Source organism: Nocardia sp. NPDC055002 (assembly GCF_053608825.1).
On record NZ_JBSGWE010000004.1, the window covers coordinates 174,905 to 192,431 of the forward strand.

Below are 17,527 nucleotides of genomic sequence, written 5' to 3' on the forward strand. Positions count from 1 at the left end.
TGTCGTCGGGCCCGGTCTCGCGCAGCAGCCTAGCGGGGGGTGGCGCCGGATCGGGTCTACTCCGCTACAACTTCCAGGCCGCGTCGAGCCTGGTCGCCACGTCGATATTGCGGACCGCCGCGATCTCGGGCTTGCGGATCTCCTGTGCGACGTACCGGGCGACGAACCGGCGGATCTCGTGGTCGACGCTGGCCAGCACCCGCAGCAACTCACCGCGCTTGGAGCTGCTGGCGACATTGACCCGCACATCGCCCGGACGCGGCTCGGCGATATCGATGACCACCCGCAACGGGTCGGCGGTGCGCGCGGTGAGATGCAGATGCACGGTGCCGTCGACCCGGAAACGCGACCGGTCGACCGCCAGATCGAGAACCAGATCCACGCGCAACGGGATGGTCAGTTCGAAGGAGATGAACGCGTCGACGAAACGCAGGATTCGTGGCTGCCCGAGCTCCACCTGCGCGGTGACCTTCGCCAGCCGACCGGGCCCCACCCCGATGGGCCCGAAATCGAAAGCGGCACCGGTGAGTTGGCCGAACGCGTCGGCGATGCGCTGCTCGGAGACGGCGTATTCCAGGAAACGCCTGCCGAATTCCTCATAGCTGATGTAAGAAGGCTGGTCGGGTTCCACTGACCGCAGAGTACGCGACGGTTACGACATCACACGCCGAAACGGCGGTGGCGCGCGGCGTAATCCCTTAGTGCGCGCAGGAAGTCGACACGCCGGAATTCCGGCCAATACGCCTCGGTGAACCAGATCTCCGAATAGGCGCTCTGCCACAACAGGAACCCCGAAAGTCGCTGCTCACCAGAGGTTCTGATCACCAGGTCCGGGTCGGGCTGACCGGAGGTGTAGAGATGCTGGCCGATCGCGTCGACCGTAATCGACTGCACCAGATCCTCACCCGACTCGCCCGAGGCGATCTCCTGGCGCACCAGCGACCGCACCGCGTCGGTGATCTCCTGACGGCCGCCGTAACCCACCGCGACATTCACGTGCACGCCGTCGCGCCCGCTCGTTCGCTCGGCGGCCACCCGCAGCCGCTTGGCGATCAACTCGGGGAAACCCTCGAGCGACCCGACGATCCGCACGCTCCAGTTCTGCTCCGGGGCGGACAGTTCCTCGACGACATCGGTGATGACCTCGAACAGGGTCTCGAGCTCGTCGGGGTCGCGGCGCAGATTCTCGGTGGAGAGCAGGTAGACGGTGACCATCTCGATGCCCTGATCGGAACACCAGCCGACGAGCTCGGCGATCTTCAGGGCGCCGACGCGATGGCCGTGGCTCACATCGGTGAACCCGTTCTCACGCGCCCAGCGTCGATTGCCGTCGCACATGACGGCGACGTGGCGAGGGTGCTGCTTGTCTGCCAGCTGCTGCGACAGCCTGGCTTCGTAGATGCGGTACGGCAATCCACGCACCCGACCAAGAAACTCCACGCCCGCACCCTACGCTTGCCCGCCTCCCCGAGTATTTTGCCGGTCGTGAGTAGGGGGTGAGATCCGTGCCGGGCCGGCGGCACGGGCAAGGCCAGGTTTCGGGGTGGCCGGGAAGTTACCCATGTCCTCCCGAGATCAGCCGGTCGGGTTTTGTGTGGCCAGGGGCACGTTTGTGGTGTCGAGATGGGCGTTTGACGTACGGTTGGGGCACAACCTACGGTACCGTAGGTTCCGGCTCGGGAGGTTACGTGGACGATGTCCTGACTGAGATCGCCACGGTGATCAAGCCCCGTTTTCGTGGCTGGATCCATACGTGGGCGGTCGGCGTCGCCGCCGTCGCGGTGACGGTGCTCGTGGTGTTCGGGTTCCTCACGTCGTTGACCGCGGGTTGGTCGACGCTGCTCTACGGGATCTCGGTGTGTGCGCTGTTCGGGGTGAGCGCGGTGTATCACCGGGTCACCTGGGCCAGCGTGCGGACGCGGGTGCGGATGAAGCGGGCCGACCATTCGATGATCTTCCTGTTCATCGCCGGCAGTTACACGCCGTTCGCGCTGCTCGGGTTGCCCGGGCGGACCGGGCAGATCCTGCTGGCCGTGGTGTGGGCGGGGGCTGTCGCAGGGGTCGCGTTGAAGTTGCTGTGGCCTACCGCGCCCGCGTGGGTGGGGGTGCCGCTGTACCTGTTGCTCGGGTGGGCGATCGTGCCGGTGGTCCCCGAGCTGCTGCACAACGTCGGAGTGGCGCCGCTGGTGCTGCTCGCGGTCGGTGGCGTGATCTACAGCGTGGGGGCTGTTCTCTACGCGACCAAGTGGCCCAACCCCTGGCCCGACTTCGGGCACCACGAGTTCTTCCACGCCGCGACGGTGGTCGCGGCACTGTGTCACTACATCGCGATCTGGCTGGTCGTGCTCGGCTGAACGGCGCGTGCGCGTGGCCGCTACCCGCGCGCCTTCTATGCTCGGTAGTTGTGTCACCCGTCAGCGCAGCACGTGATGCCCGGGCGTCCTCGGGCGCCGGGCTCGGGCGTGCGCGGTGAACCGGCTGGTCCGGTGGGCGCTGCAGTCCTACTGGGGACTCGCGCTGGTGGTCATCACCGCCAACATGGTCGGGGTCGCGGCCATCTTCCTGGTCAGCTGGGCGGGTGGCGTGTTCACCCGGATCGGCGACGACTGGAGTGACGCGGCGGTACTGATCCTGATCTACCCGGTGCTCGCCTTCTCCCTCGGGATCGGGATCGCGCTCTACGACCGGCGCCGATATATGCGCTGGCTCGACGACAACCGCAAACCGACGCCGGAGGAAGCGCGGGTCCTGATCCGGCTGCCCGCCGCGATCACCCTGCGCGCGATCATCCTGTGGACACCGGGCGTCGCGTTGACCGTGTGGCTGGTCGACCGGTTCACCGACTATCACAACATCACCGTGCTGCTGGCCGGATTCACGCTCGGCGGGCTGGAGGCGGCGGGCGCGATCTACCTGATCCTGGACCGCCTGATCCGCCCGGCCGTGCCGATCATCACCGCGGTGCTCGGGCCGACGGTGCATCCCAGCTCGACCGTGCTGGTGCGGGTGCTCGTCACCTGGGCGGTATCCAGTGCGCTGCCGGGGCTGATCATCATCGTCGTCCTCAGTGACACGACCACACCGGCATCCGACCGGGTGCGTGCGGCGTGGTTGTTCTCCATCGTCGCGCTCGGGGTGGGCGCCCTGGCCACCGCGCTGCTCGCGCGCTCGGTGGCCACGCCGATGCGCACGATGTACCGGGCGCTGGACCGGATCACCCGCGGCGAACTCGATGTGCGGGTGCCCGTCAGCAGCGCGAGCGAGATCGGCCGCCTCGAACACTCGGTCAACGAACTCGCCGCCACCCTGCGCGACCAGATGCACACCGAGGACGTCTTCGGCAGGCACGTCGGATCCACGGTGGCCGAACGCGCCCTGTCGGGCAGCTCCGACCTCACCGGCGATGTGCGCATCGTCTCGGCGCTGTTCGTCGACGTCACCGGCTCGGTGCAGCTCTCCGCCGAAATGGCCCCCGAGGATTTCGTCCACAAACTCAACCGGCTGCTCGCCACCGTCGTAGCGGCCACCGAGGACAACGGCGGCCTGGTGAACAAGTTCGCCGGCGACGCCGCGCTGTGCATCTTCGGCGCGCCGTCCGCACTCCAGGACAACGCCACCCCTGCCCTGCGCGCCGCCCGCCGCATCCGCGACGAAGTAGTGGCCACCGGCGAGCTCGACGTCGGCATCGGCGTCGCCCGCGGCCAGGTCTTCGCCGGCGACGTCGGCGCCGACACCCGCCTCGAATTCACCGTCATCGGCGACGCGGTCAACGAAGCGGCCCGCCTCACGACAGTGGCGAAGGAAGCACCGCGGCGGGTGTTGGTCAGCGATGCGATCTGGCAGGCCGCGACCCCGGCCGAACGAGCCAAGTGGAAGCGCTACAAGGACTTACGGCTGCGCGGTATCCCCGGCCGGACCCGGACCTGGACAGACATCTCACCGAGAAAGTGAGACCCGGGTCCGTTACCGCCGCAGCGAAGCCGTCAGCGCGGCGGGATCGGTGACCGGGAGGTCGCAGACCGAGCCACGGCAGACATAGGCGGCGGGGGCGCCGTTGACGAGGGGGCGGTCGTTCAGAAGAGGTGCGGTGTTCGGCGGGGCCGCGAGGACGATCGAGCCGCCAGGGGCGCAGGCACGGGCAGCGGCCAGGAGTTCCATTGCCGTGGAGGACTTCTCGGTGGCCGCGATGGCCACCTGGTACGGGCCGCGGACCGATGCTTCGGCGACGGAGAGCCAGTTGCCCGCGGTGCGTGGTGCGCGGGCCAGCAGGATCGCGCCGAGGGCGAGGGTCTGGTCGGCGAGTTCGCGATAGCGGATGGCACGGTCGGGGTCGGCGACCGCCGAGGCGGTGAGGAGCGCCTCGGCCAACGCGGAAGCGCCGGACGGGGTGGCGCCGTCGACGGGGTCGCGGGGGCGGGCGACCAGGGTTTCGGCGTCGTCGGCGGTGTCGAACCAGCTGCCGGGGCGTTCGGGGTCGGCGAAGTGGTCGATCGTGTTGTCCAGCAGCAGCTGTGCGGCGGCGAGCCAGTCGGGTTCGCCGGTGGCCTGGTAGAGGGCGAGCAGGCCGGTGACGAACCAGGCGTAGTCCTCGAGGACGCCGGGCGGGGTGCCCGCGACACCGTCGAGGGAGGCGCGGCGCAGTCGGCCGTCGACGAGGTGGACGTCGAGCAGGTAGCGGGCGCATCGCACGGCAGCGGCGATCCACGACGGTTCTTCCAGTGCCGCACCGGCTTCCGCGAGTGCGGTGATGGTCATGCCGTTCCAGGCGGTGACCACTTTGTCGTCACGGGCGGGCTGTGGGCGCCGGGTACGAGCCTCGAACAACTGGGCGCGCAGTCGATCGAAACGTGACGACTGCTCGGCGTCGACGGGATCGCTGTGGCGGGTGAGCACCGAGGTGCCCTGTTCGAAATTGCCGCCGGTGCTGACGCCGAAAGCGTCGGCGGCCCACATGCCGTCGAGCGGGCCGAGTTCGCCGATCAGCTCGGCCGGCGTCCACACATAGGTCGCGCCTTCGACGCCGGGCCCGTCCGGTTCGAGGTGGGTGTCGGCGTCGAGCGCGGAGGCGAAACCGCCCTGTGCCGTGCCGAGATCACCGAGCAGGAATTCGACCGTCTCGCGGGTCACCCTGTGCGGCAACGACTCCAGCGGGGTCACGGGCGCGCGACGCGCGAGATGGGCGTAGGCGCGCAGCAGCAGGGCATTGTCGTAGAGCATCTTCTCGAAGTGCGGCACGAGCCACCCGGCGTCGACCGAGTAGCGCGCGAACCCGCCGCGCAACTGGTCGTAGATCCCGCCACGCGCCATCGCCTCGGCCGTGCGCTCGACCACGTCGAACACCGACTGGTCGCCGGTCCGCTCCCAGTGCCGCAGCAGCCCTTCCAGCAACGCCGACGGCGGAAACTTCGGCGCCCCACCGAATCCACCGTGCGTCGCGTCCTCGTCGGCGACGACGGCGGGCACGGCCTTGTCGAGAAGATCAGGGGCAATGGCGAATTCGGCGTCGGGCAGACCCGATGCCTGCGCCTGGAGCGCATCGGTCACCTGCCGCGCGGCCTTGTCCACATCGTCGCGCCGGTTGCGCCAGGTCTCGGTCACCGCGCTGAGCAACTGCGTGAACGACGGCATGCCGCCGCGCGGCTGCTTCGGGTAGTAGGTACCGCAGTAGAACGGTGCGCCGTCGGGGGTGAGAAAGCACGTCATGGGCCAGCCGCCCTGCCCGGTCATGGCCACGGTGGCGTTCATGTACACCGCGTCCAGATCGGGACGCTCCTCCCGGTCCACCTTCACGCAGACGAAGTCGGCGTTCATCTGCTCGGCCGTGGCGAGGTCCTCGAAGGACTCGTGGGCCATCACATGGCACCAGTGGCAGCTCGCATAACCGATCGACAGCAGGATCGGCACATTGCGCTCGGCGGCCTCGGCTAGCGCGTCGGCATCCCACTCCCGCCAGTGGACGGGGTTGTCGGCGTGTTGACGCAGATAGGGCGAGGTCGCACCGGCCAATCGGTTCACGAGTTCCACCCTGCCATACGCGACGAGCGCGGGGTTCGCCCCATGTGGTGGACGCGCCCTTCGCCCGGCCTGCGGTGCTCAGGCAATTTCTTCGCATCCCCCACGCGGCCCACCGCGCGGCCACGAATCCGCCATCGATTATTAACCTTTCCCGCTGAAATCAACGCGATCGCAACGGTGTTCGACCGCTTCGCCTGGCCGTATACCTAGAACTCGGATCCAGCATCCTGCGTGATTCGCTCGGCCATAGGGGAGTGCATTGTCTGTGCAAGCGGAAACCGGCGAAATTCCGGCTTCCGCGGCAACACGCCGAGCAGTTGTCACAACGGCATGTGTCGCGGTCGCGGTCGCCCAAATGGCGACCACCATCTACCTGCCGAGCATGCCGGCGCTGGGCGCCGACATCGGCGCCGGCGACAGCGTCCTGCAGCTGTCGGTGGCCGTGTTCGTGGTGTTCGCCGCGCTCCCGGTCGTCGCCTGGGGCAGGGCGGCGGAACGGTTCGGCCGGGTACCGGCCTTCGTCGCGGCCGGGCTGTGCTTCGTCCTCGCCAGCGCGGGCCTCGCGCTGATCACCAACGCGCCCGAGTTGCTCGGGCTGCGCGTGGTCCAGGCGATCGGGGCGGGCGGGATCGCGGTCGTCGGCCGGATGATGATCAAGGATCTGTTCACCGGCGCGGAGCTCGCGCGCCAGCTCGCGCTGCTGTCGATGGCGTTCGTCGTCGCGCTCGGTGGCGGGCAGGTGATCGGCGGCATCGTCACCTCGACGGTCGGGTGGCGATACGGGTTCGTCGTGCTGGCCGTGCTGGCCGCGGTGCCGGTCGCCTTCGCCCTGCGCATCTCGCTGCCCCGACGCGAACCGGGGCCGAGAGCCAAAGGCACCGCAAGACGCCTGTTCACCGACCGGATCTTCGTCGTCAGCGCGGTAGCGGGCGGCATCGGGTTCGCCGTCATCGTGATGATCCAGCAGAAGTCCGCGTTCATCTTCACCGACCGATTCGCGCTCTCACCGTGGGTGTTCGGCCTGTTCGGCGTCTTCTACGGTGCCGCCTACCTCGGCGGCGCGACCTACGTCCGCCGGCGTGTGCGACAGGTGGGAGCGCACGCCATGATGCGGCAGGGCGCCGCGATCATGCTCGCGGGCTGCGTGCTCGTCACCGTCGTGTGGGCCGTTGATCTGCCCCGGGCGATCGCGCTGCCGGTCTTCCTCGCCGGGTACGTCACCACGACCTTCGGCCAGGCGACGCTGTTCCCCAACAGCGCCGCGCACGCTGTCAGCCACCTCGCCACCGGCGCCGCCATCGCCGTCTCGTGGTGCGCGCTGGTGCAGCAGGGCCTCGCGGGCATCGCCTCGCTGGCAGGCCCCACCCTGTCCGGGCTCCTCGCCTGGTCCATCGCCATCACCCTGCTCGCCGCGGTGAACGTACTCGTCGTCGCGGCGCCCGAGAAAACTGACGCATCCTCGCCAACAAAGGAATGAACGGAATGGCCAGAAACCAATTCGCAAATATCCGCAGGCAGTTGCAACTGAGCAACACTTTCTGGGACGACAGCACCACGCACGGACTGGTCGACATCATCGCCGATAATATGCGCGAGGGAATTGTCCATTCCCGCGACGGTCGAACGATCGTCAACTTCTCGTCCTATTCCTATCTCGGTTTGGACAGCGATCCACGAATCATCGAGGGCGCCCATCGCGGGCTCGACGAAACCGCGACGATCAATTCTTCTATTTCCCGGATGCGCATCCGGCTCGGTCTGCTGGAGGAGGCCGAACAGCGGCTCTCCCGGACCTTCGGCGCGCAGGCGGTCACCGTGTCGTCGTGCGCGGCCGCCGCGTGGGCGACCTTGCCGCTGCTCGCCTCCGGTGAGCTCACCGACGGGCACCCGCCGCTGGTGGTCTTCGACAAGAACGCGCACTTCTGCCTGAACGCGATGAAGCCGCTGGTCGCCGACGAGACCGAGTTGGTCACGATCGAGCACAACGACATCGCCGCCTTGGAAGAGTTGTGCCGCACGCATTCCCACGTGGCCTACGTGGCGGACGGGGTCTACAGCACCGGCGGTGGCGCACCACTGGCCGAGCTGCACCGGCTCCAGGATCGCTACGGCTTGTTCCTGTATTTCGATGAGGCGCACGGCATTTCGACATTGGGTAGCCACGGCCGCGGATACGTTCTCGGAGCCTACGAGGGCTGGCGCGAACGGACCCTCGTGATCGCCTCGCTCAACAAGGGTTTCGGCGCCAGCGGTGGCGTGATCTTCTTCGGCGCGGCGGGCGACGCGTCCCGAACACCCACCTTGTTGCGCACGAGCGGCCCGCTGATGTGGTCGCAGCGCGTCAACACCGCCGGACTCGGCGCGATCATCGCCGCCTGCGACCTCCACGACGACGGCACCGTCGACCGGCTCCAGGTCGCGCTCCAGGAGCGGGTCCGCCTGTTCGACTCGCTGGTCGACACCGACCTCGCCGGTGACGGCCTGCCGATCAGATTCGTGAGCATCGGCCAGGAGGACGTCACCGTCGCCGTGGCCAGGGACATGCTCGACGCCGGTTTCTACACCTCGCCGGTGTTCTTCCCGATCATCCGCCGCGGCAGCGCGGGCCTGCGCCTGATGCTGCGGGCCGACCTCGACCCCGACACGATCCGCCGCTTCGCCGACACCCTGAGCTCGAGTCTCGCCGCGCATCAGGACCGGGAGGAACTACCAGCATGACCGCCGTCATCGAGAACACCCTCGGATTCGAAGCCCAACGCGCCCTGTTGCGTGACCACACCGCCGAGATCGTGGCGCCGCGCCGGCGCCCAGGCGACGCGAAACTTCCGGTGCGCGAACGGGTCAACCGCATCCTGGATCCGGGGACGCCGTTCCTGGAGATCGGTCGCCTCGCCGCGCACGAGGTCTACGACACCGATCTGCCCGCGGCCGCGCTGATCGTCGGCATCGGCACCATCCACGGCAGACCGTGCATGGTGTTCGCCAACGACCCGCACGTGAAGGGCGGAACCTTCTATCCGCTCACGATCAAGAAGCACCTGCGTGGGCAGAAACTGGCCAGGGAGTACGGGCTGCCGTGCGTGTATCTGGCGGACTCGGGCGGCATCTACCTGCCGTTGCAGGAGGAGATCTTCCCCGACGAGGAGCACCTCGGAAAGATGTTCCGCAATATCGCGGAGATGTCGGCCCTCGGCTTGCCGCAGATCTCGGCCGTGCTCGGCATCTGCACGGCGGGTGGCGCCTACATCCCGGCGATGAGCGACGAGACCGTGATGGTCAAGGATCTGAGCACCGTCTTCCTCGGCGGGCCGCAGCTGGTGGAGGCCGCCACGGGCGTGGTGGTCGACGCGCAGACTCTCGGCGGCGCCGATCTGCACGTCCGCGAAACCGCGGTGGCCGATCATCTCGCGGCGAACGAACTGGAAGCGCTGGCGATGGTGCGCGACATCGTGTCCCGTACCCCCGGTGACCGTGTGCATCCGCCGGCGTTCGAGGCGCTCGAGCCCGCCGACGATCCAGCGCGGCTCCCGGATCTGATTCCGGGGACCACCAAGAAGGAGATGGACGTCCGCGCGATTCTGCGCTGCGTGGTCGATGCGGGCTCGTGGGTCGAATACCGCAAGGACTACGGCATCACGATCGTGTGCGCGACCGCCCGGATCGCGGGTTACGAGGTCGGGATCATCGCCAATCAGGGCGTGATCTTCCCCGACAGCGCGCTCAAGGCCACCAACTTCATCCAGATCTGCGAACAGCGCCGCATCCCACTGTTGTTCGTGCACAACGTGAGTGGGTTCATGGTCGGCGAGGAGTACGAACGGGCCGGGATCGCCAAACACGGCGCGAAGATGGTGAACGCGGTCTCGTGCGCCACGGTGCCGAAGATCTCGCTGGTGATCGGCGGCAGTTTCGGCGCCGCCAATTTCGCGATGTCGGGGCGGTCGATGGGCGGCCAGTTCATGGCGATGTGGCCGAATGCCCGCTCCACCGGGGTCGGTGGCGAGCAGGCCGCGGCGGTGATGGCGATCCTCAAGCGTGACCGGCTGCGCCGCGAGGGCAAGGAGCTCAGCGCCGCCGAGGAAGCCGCCATCAAGCAGCCGATCATCGACAGCTTCGAGCGCCAATCGCTGCCGACCTACATCGCGGCCCGCATGTGGATCGACGCCGTGGTCGAACCGGAGGACACCCGCTCGTGGCTGGCGCGCTGCCTGTCGCTGGCGCACGAGCGCTGGGACCGGCCGCAGCCCGCGGGTTCGAACTTCGGGGTGTTCCGGCTGTGATCTCTCGACTACTCATCGCGAACCGGGGCGAGATCGCCGCCCGGATCGCCCGTACCTGCGATCGCCTCGGCATCGAGTACGTGACGGTGAGCGTGGCGGCGGACCGGTCGCTCACCTATCACGCGGCGGCGGTGTCGACCGTCACGCTGCCCGAGGGGTATCTCGATATCGGCGCACTGGTGCACGCCGCCACCGAAACCGGTTGCGACGCAGTACATCCCGGATACGGATTCCTGTCCGAGAACGCCGATTTCGCGCGGGCGGTCCGTGCGGCCGGATTGGTGTTCGTCGGCCCGAGTTCGCGGGTGATCGAGACGATGGCCGACAAGTCCTCCGCGCGCCAGATCATGGCCGAGGCGGGTGTGCCCGTGCTGCCCGGCACCGTGCGGGCGAGCGAGGATCTCGATGCCCTGGTGGGCGCGGCGGCCGACATCGGGTACCCGCTGATCGTCAAGCCGGCGGGCGGTGGTGGCGGCAAGGGCATGTCGGTGGTGCGCGCGGCCGCCGGACTGCGCGAGGCGCTGGCGTCTGCTTCCCGCACCGCGACAGCGGCTTTCGCCGACGGCCGACTGCACCTGGAACGGTACGTCGAGCGCGCACGTCACATCGAGGTACAGGTCTTCGGCGACGAATTCGGCCACGCTGTCCACCTTTTCGATCGCGACTGCTCGCTGCAACGGCGGCATCAGAAGGTGATCGAGGAAGCGCCTGCCCCGCGGATTCCCGCCGCGGTGCGCGCGGCCATGTTCGCCGCCGCGGTCCAGGGCACGAAGGCTTTGCAGTACGTGGGCGCGGGCACTTTCGAGTTCCTGCTGGTCGGGGACGAGTTCTTCTTCATCGAGATGAACACCCGGCTGCAGGTGGAGCACACCGTCACCGAGGAGATCACCGGCCTGGACCTGGTGGAGTGGCAATTGCTGGTCGCCGCGGGCGAACCGCTGCCCGCCGACCAGGCGGCTATCGGGTACTCGGGCGCTTCGGTGCAGGTGCGGATGTACGCCGAGGACCCCTTCCGGTCGTTCCTGCCGTGCCCGGGCGAGCTCGAGGTCACCCACTGGCCGGATGTTCGCGTCGAACGCGCCTTCGCCCGCCACCTCGATGTCACCGGCGGGTTCGATCCGATGATCGCCAAACTCGTCGCCACCGGCGCCACCCGCGACGACGCGCTCGCCGCCGCCCGGCGGGCCTGCGAAGACCTTCGCTGGCAGGGCATTTCGACCAACCTCGGCTTCGTCGCACGTGTCCTGGCCGCCCCGATCGTCGCGGCGGCCGAGCACGACACCGCCTATCTGGACCGGATCGATCCGGTCGCCGAGTTCGGCGATCCCGACGAGCTCAGCGCCCTCGCGGTGGCCGCGGCGCTCACCGCCCCCGACCGCGCGACACCCTGGTCGACCGGCGCGCCCGGCGGTGATCGGTCCTGGCTCGATCCCACCGATCGCGACCTCGGCGGTCTCGACCTGTCGGTCGACGGGCGCGCGGTGACGGTGCGAGTCGGCGGCTACGAGGGCGACGCGGTGCTCGTGCGCGCCGACACCGCCGACCCGAGCAGCCCCGCTGTGCAGACCACCGGCCGCAGCGCCACCGCCCGGCGCACGACCGAGGTGGGCGTCACCGCTCGACGAACCGACCGCGACACGATCACCGTCGGCTCGACCCCCTGCGTCGTACAACGCGTAGGCGAGGGCTGGATCTGCCAGGTAGCCGGGGTTTCCCGGCAGGTGCGCTACGCCGAATACCGCTCGCTCGGCACGACCGCGACGGATCCCGAGATCCGATCGCCCATGCCGGGCACCCTCGTACAGCTCCACGTCGAATCGGGCAACCCGGTCGAGAAGGGACAGCTGCTCGGCGTGGTCGAGGCCATGAAGCTCGAACACGAACTGACCGCCACCCATGCGGGGATCGTCACCGTGACCGCGGCCGAAGGCGCCGTGGTCACCACCGCTCAATCATTGTTTCTCATCGAAGAGAGGGGCGCCGCGCTGTGATGCGACATCGGCGACTACTTGCCACAGCTCTGGTATCGGCGGTGGCCGTGCTGGCGACCGCGTGCGGTGGAACGGACACCGCGGCACGCGAATCGGCGCAACCGGTCAGCGGCGGATCGTTGACGTGGGGGGTGGAGACCGAACCGACGACGTTGAACCCGCACCTCAACGGGCAGAGCAATACGCACCTGATGTTGCGCAACGTCTTCGAGTCGCTCCTCGCGCGCACCACCGAGGGCGGTTTCGTCTCGTGGCTGGCCACCGGCCACGAGATCTCGCCCGACGGGCTCACCTATACCTTCCCCCTGCGCGAGGGCGTGAAGTTCACCGACGGCAATCCGCTCACCGCGACCGCCGTGGCCCGCAACTTCACCACGATGCAGGACGTGTCCTATTCCGGCGGCTGGTCCGCCGGGCCGCTGTCACATCTGGCCGCGGTCACCGCCCGCGACGAGCGCACCGTGGTGTTCACCCTGAAGGACCCGTACGCGCCGTTCCTCGACTTCGCCGCCGGTTTCCCCATCATCTCCTCGGCCGCGTGGGACAAGCCGCAGCTCAAGGCCGGTGGGCCGGAGATCGCCGGTACCGGTCCGTTCATCCTCGACCGCTACGTGAAGGGTCAGGAACTGCACTTCCGCAAGAACCCCGACTACAACTGGGCGCCACAGAGCGCCAAGCATCAGGGTCCGGCCTATCTCGACGAGGTGACCTACCGTTTCCTGCCCGAGTCGTCGGTGCGCACCGGCGCGCTCACCTCCGGTCAGGTCGACCTCATCGAAGGCGTCTCCGGCAACGACGCCTCGCTGTTCCGGGACAACCCCGACTTCACCTATACGACCGGGCTGAACAACGGCAGCCCGTACACGCTGTACTGGAACGCGACCTTCGGCCCGGCCACCGATCAACGAGTCCGCAAGGCGCTCAACAACTCCGTCGACGTGAACGCGGTGCTGCAGTCGATCTATCGCGGTGAGCGCACCCGAGGCTGGGGCATCGCCTCCAGCGTCGACACCCTGTTCTACGACAAGAGCATCGAGGGCACCTACGGCGCCGACAAGGCCGCCTCGAACCGGCTGCTCGACGAAGCGGGCTGGACGGCAAAGGATTCCGAAGGGTTCCGGACCAAGGACGGCCAGCGGCTGACCGTCGAACTGGTGCAGGCCCAGTCGACGGTGCGCGACCAGCGTGAGGTGCTGTTGCAGGCGGTGCAGGCACAGGCCAAGCAGAACGCGGGCATCGATCTGAAGCTGTCCTACGTCGACCTCGGCACCTACAGCGAGCTCCGCAAGAAGAACGCCTTCGGGTCGATCGCCAACTCCGACACCATCACCGGCGGCATCGACATCGAGAACCACTGGTACCCGCCGACGCCGCTGGGCACCCTGAACTACAGCCGCGCCACCGATCCCGAACTGTCCACCTGGCTGCGGGCCGCCGCCTCGACCACCGACTCCGCCGAGCGGGCGAAGCAGTACGCGCAATTGCAGCGCTTCGCGATCGTCGACAAGGCCTACGGGCTGCCGCTCTACATTCCCGAGAACCAGATCGCGACGGGAGCCCACGTGTACGGCGCGGGATACCGTCCGTACAAGCAGCTCGCGGAGAACGCGTACGACATCTGGGTCGATCGTGGATAGCCACCGATGACGACGGAAGCGATCGCACCGGAGGTCGTGACCACCACAGTGGACAGCGAGGCTCGCGCCGGCACAGCCACACGGATCGCGCTGCGGGTGATCACGGGTCTCGGCGTGCTCTGGGGCGCGACCACGCTGTCGTTCCTCGGTGTGCGGCTGGCGCCGGGCGACACGGTCGACGTGTTGCTCGGCGAACAGCAGCGCACCCCGGAGGTCGAGGCGGCCATCCGTGCCGAATGGGGACTCGACAGCCCGGCCGTTGTCCAGTACGCCCGCTACCTGTGGAATGTGGCGCACGGGGATTTCGGGCGTTCCTACGTGTTGCAGCGGCCGGTATCGGAAGTCATCGGCTCGCAGGCCGGTCCCACCTTGGCGCTGACCGGTGCCGCGTTGGTGGTGGCGCTGGTGTTCGCGGTCGTCGTCGCGACGAGCACGGCGCAGCGGCGGCGATCACGCGCCATCGCGAATGCGGTGGAACTGGCTCTTGTCTCGACGCCCTCCTTCTGGCTCGGCATCGTGTTGCTGTCGGTGTTCAGCTTCCAGCTGAAGATCTTTCCGGTGGCGGCGAACAAGGGGCTGTCGGCCTTGGTTCTGCCCGCACTCGCCCTCGGTCTGTCGCTGGGCGCGGTGATCTCCCAGGTGCTGCGCGACGGGCTGGAGCGGGCGCTGGACGAACCGTTCGCGGTGACGGTGCGGTCGTGGTCGGTGAGCGAGAGTGCGTTGCGGCTGCGACACGGTCTGCGGCACGCGGCCCTGCCCGCGGTGACGCTGACCGGCTGGCTGGTCGGCGGATTGCTCGGCGGGGCGGTGATCATCGAAGAGGTCTTCGGACGACCAGGACTCGGACGGGTGACCGTCGACGCTGTACTGGCGCAGGACCTTCCCGTGGTGCTCGCGGTCGCGATCCTCTCCGCCTTCGTCTACGTCGTGATCAGCACGCTGGTCGATCTGCTCTACCTGTGGCTCGACCCGCGTCTGCGCCGCGACTCACGCAATGGAGGGAAACGATGACTGTCACCGCGACGCCGCGCGCGGCCGGTCGACTCGGTCTACGCGCACAGGGTTTCGCTGTAGCGCCGGGCGTAGCGGTGGCAGCGCTGACGGTGGGGCTGGTCGCGATCGCGGTGGTCGCCCCGGCCCTGCTGACCGGTGCCGACCCACTCGCCGCCGATCCCCTTGCCGCCCAGCTGCCGCCGAGTGCGCAGCACTGGTTCGGCACCGATCACCTGGGCCGCGACGTTCTCACCCGGGTCATCCACGGCGCGCGCTACTCGCTGCTCATCGGCATCACCGCTGTCGCGATCGCGGTGGTCGCGGGCACGGCGCTGGGTTTGCTGTCCGGGTTGGCGCGCGGTCCGCTCGACGAGCTGATCACCCGGTTCCTCGACGTGGTCTCGGCGTTCCCCGATCTGCTGCTCGCGCTGGTCCTGATCTCGTTCACCGGTCCCGGCACCACGAACCTGATCTTCGCGCTCGGCATCGCCTCGATCCCGCGGTTCGCCCGGGTGGTGCGCGCGCAGACCTTGGTCGTGCAGGAGTCCGGGTATGTCGAACAGGCGAGGACTTTCGGGCTCACCAGGGCAACGCTGGTGCGGCGGCACGTCCTGCCGCACGCGGTCGCGCAGGTCCCGATCCTGGCCACCATCGGCCTCGGCACCGCCATTCTCGGCGCGGCCGGTCTGAGCTTTCTCGGGATGGGCCCGCAACCGCCGGAACCGGAATGGGGCGCGATGCTGGCCGAGGGACGCAACTATCTGCGCAATGCCTGGTGGATCGCGGTGCTGCCCGGCGTGGCGGTGACCGCCACGGTCATCGCGGTGAGCTCGCTCGGTCGGCACTGGCAGCGGCACTACGACGGAAGGCCATCGGTATGAGTCTGATCGCGGTCGAGAATCTGCGAGTCGGGTTCGCGGGCAAGGAGGTGGTGCACGGCATCGATCTGCGGATCGAGCCGGGCGAGGCCGTCGCCCTCGTCGGTGAATCCGGGTCGGGCAAATCGGTGACGGCGCGCGCGCTGGTCGGCCTGGCCGGTCCGGGCGCGGGGGTGCGCGCCGACCGTCTCGAACTCTTCGGGCAGGACGCGCGCGGTCATCGCGATCGGCAGTGGCGGCGAATCCGGGGCAGCGACATCGGATTCGTCCTCCAGGACGCGTTGGTCTCCCTCGACCCGCTGTACTCGATCGGTAGCCAGCTCGCCGAAGCGCAACGCGCGCTGACCGACCTGCGCGGGCAGGCGCTCACCGCCCGCAGCGTGCGACTGCTCACCGATGTCGGCGTCCCCGAACCCGAACTGCGCCTGCGTCAGTATCCCCATGAGCTGTCCGGCGGGTTGCGTCAGCGTGTGTTGATCGCGACGGCGCTCGCCGGCGATCCTCGGCTCATCGTCGCCGACGAGCCGACCACCGCACTCGATGTGACTGTCCAGCAACAGATTCTGGAACTGCTTCGCGCCCGCAAGGCCGACGGCACGGCACTGCTCCTGATCAGCCACGACCTGGCAGTGGTCGCCGAGGTGGCGGACCGGGTGCTGGTGATGCGCGACGGGGAGGTTGTCGAGGAGGGCAGCACGCGCGACGTGCTGACCCGTCCGGAGCACCCGTACACGAAGAAGCTGCTCGCGGCCGTTCCGTCCGCCGCCTCGCGCGGTTCGAAGCTGACGGTTTCCGACCAGCTCGCCGAACCACGCCAGCCCACCGATCCGCCGATTTCATCGCCGGCTCCGGCATCGTCGCGATCGGAGCCGCTGGTTCGCGCCGAACTCCGCGAGCAGTCGCCACCGCGCTCGGTGGACAACACCCGGGTCGTGCTCTCGGTCCGCAACCTGCGCAAGACCTACGGCTCCGGATCGGCCGCCCGCACCGTCGTCGACAATGTCGACTTCGACCTGTTCGGCGGCGAGACTCTGGGCATCGTCGGCGAATCGGGTTCGGGCAAAACCACCACGGCCCGCCTCGCGCTGCGGCTCGTCACACCGTCGTCCGGACGGGTGGTCGTCGACGGCGAACCATGGAGTGAGCTCTCCGACAAGGCATTACGCCCATTGCGTGGCGCGGCGCAACTGATCGCCCAGGACCCCCTCAGCTCCTTCGACCCCCGCTACACCGTGGAGCGCGTCATCGGCGAAAGCCTCGACACCGTCGATCTGCGGGGCAAAGCCCGCACCCGGCGCGTCCGCGAAATCCTCGACGCGGTCGGCCTCGCCCGCGACCTGCTTCCCCGCCACCCCCGCACCCTCTCCGGCGGCCAACGCCAGCGCGTAGCCATCGCCCGCGCCCTCGCCCCCAACCCCGCCCTCCTGGTCGCCGACGAGCCGCTGTCCGCCCTCGACGTCTCCGTGCAAGCTCAGATCCTCGACCTCCTCGCCGAACTCCGATCCGAGTTCGGCACCGCCCTTCTGCTCATCTCCCACGACCTCGGCGTCGTGCACCACCTCGCCGACCGCGTCCTGGTCATGAAAGACGGCAGGATCGTCGAATCCGGCGAAGCGGATTCCGTCCTGCGCTCACCCCAGCACGAATACACCCGCCAACTCGTCGCCTCGGTCCCCCGCCTCCCCGAGGCCGCCGATCGCCGATGACCATCGCAGAGGCGCCGACCCGAATCC

13 protein-coding genes are annotated in these 17,527 nt (G+C 68.5%); 10 read left to right on the forward strand and 3 right to left on the reverse strand.

Annotated elements, in window-relative coordinates:
- Nucleotides 1–64: 64 nt before the first annotated feature.
- A complete protein-coding gene (locus tag ACWF99_RS17610; protein WP_378636297.1) occupies nt 65–631 on the reverse strand; it encodes a hypothetical protein in 567 nt (188 codons plus the stop codon).
- A 29-nt stretch (nt 632–660) separates the two neighbouring features.
- On the reverse strand, nt 661–1,440 hold the full coding sequence (locus tag ACWF99_RS17615; RefSeq protein WP_378636294.1) for an isoprenyl transferase: 780 nt from the start codon (nt 1,438–1,440) through the stop codon (nt 661–663).
- A gap of 248 nt (nt 1,441–1,688) precedes the next feature.
- Here ACWF99_RS17615 and trhA point away from each other — a divergent pair, with 248 nt between their 5' ends.
- Together trhA and ACWF99_RS17625 are read left to right on the forward strand one after the other, a co-directional pair.
- Nucleotides 1,689–2,354, forward strand: a complete 666-nt coding sequence (gene trhA, locus ACWF99_RS17620; RefSeq protein WP_378636292.1) for a PAQR family membrane homeostasis protein TrhA — start codon at nt 1,689–1,691, stop codon at nt 2,352–2,354.
- Between the two features lie 115 nt (nt 2,355–2,469).
- Nucleotides 2,470–3,951, forward strand: a complete 1,482-nt coding sequence (locus tag ACWF99_RS17625; protein ID WP_378636289.1) for an adenylate/guanylate cyclase domain-containing protein — start codon at nt 2,470–2,472, stop codon at nt 3,949–3,951.
- 12 nt (nt 3,952–3,963) lie between these two features.
- Here the strand turns inward: ACWF99_RS17625 and ACWF99_RS17630 are convergent, their stop codons facing one another.
- Nucleotides 3,964–6,015 carry a thioredoxin domain-containing protein gene (locus ACWF99_RS17630; protein ID WP_378636286.1) on the reverse strand — a complete coding sequence of 684 codons (2,052 nt, stop codon included), beginning with the start codon at nt 6,013–6,015 and terminating at the stop codon, nt 3,964–3,966.
- A 265-nt stretch (nt 6,016–6,280) separates the two neighbouring features.
- Between ACWF99_RS17630 and ACWF99_RS17635 the strand changes: the two genes are divergently transcribed.
- From ACWF99_RS17635 to ACWF99_RS17670, 8 genes are read left to right on the forward strand one after another with little or no spacing between them, the layout of a single operon-like run.
- The gene (locus ACWF99_RS17635; protein WP_452537158.1) at nt 6,281–7,492 is read left to right on the forward strand and encodes an MFS transporter; all 1,212 of its coding nucleotides are present in this window, start codon (nt 6,281–6,283) and stop codon (nt 7,490–7,492) included.
- A 5-nt stretch (nt 7,493–7,497) separates the two neighbouring features.
- Entirely contained in the window at nt 7,498–8,733 is a 1,236-nt protein-coding gene (locus ACWF99_RS17640; RefSeq protein ID WP_452536801.1) for an aminotransferase class I/II-fold pyridoxal phosphate-dependent enzyme, read from the forward strand.
- Complete coding sequence (locus ACWF99_RS17645; RefSeq protein ID WP_452536803.1) at nt 8,730–10,295, forward strand: acyl-CoA carboxylase subunit beta; 1,566 nt, start codon at nt 8,730–8,732, stop codon at nt 10,293–10,295. The genes ACWF99_RS17640 and ACWF99_RS17645 overlap by 4 nt, the downstream gene beginning before the upstream one ends.
- Nucleotides 10,292–12,286, forward strand: a complete 1,995-nt coding sequence (locus tag ACWF99_RS17650; protein ID WP_452536805.1) for an ATP-binding protein — start codon at nt 10,292–10,294, stop codon at nt 12,284–12,286. The genes ACWF99_RS17645 and ACWF99_RS17650 overlap by 4 nt, the downstream gene beginning before the upstream one ends.
- 41 nt (nt 12,287–12,327) lie before the next feature.
- Complete coding sequence (locus tag ACWF99_RS17655; protein ID WP_452536807.1) at nt 12,328–13,923, forward strand: ABC transporter substrate-binding protein; 1,596 nt, start codon at nt 12,328–12,330, stop codon at nt 13,921–13,923.
- A 6-nt stretch (nt 13,924–13,929) separates the two neighbouring features.
- A complete protein-coding gene (locus tag ACWF99_RS17660; RefSeq protein WP_452536809.1) occupies nt 13,930–14,934 on the forward strand; it encodes an ABC transporter permease in 1,005 nt (334 codons plus the stop codon).
- Nucleotides 14,931–15,797 carry an ABC transporter permease gene (locus ACWF99_RS17665; protein ID WP_378660736.1) on the forward strand — a complete coding sequence of 289 codons (867 nt, stop codon included), beginning with the start codon at nt 14,931–14,933 and terminating at the stop codon, nt 15,795–15,797. The genes ACWF99_RS17660 and ACWF99_RS17665 overlap by 4 nt, the downstream gene beginning before the upstream one ends.
- Nucleotides 15,794–17,500, forward strand: coding sequence for a dipeptide ABC transporter ATP-binding protein (locus tag ACWF99_RS17670; RefSeq protein WP_452536811.1), 1,707 nt, complete (start codon nt 15,794–15,796; stop codon nt 17,498–17,500). Before ACWF99_RS17665 ends, ACWF99_RS17670 begins: the two co-directional genes overlap by 4 nt.
- Nucleotides 17,501–17,527 lie beyond the last annotated feature (27 nt).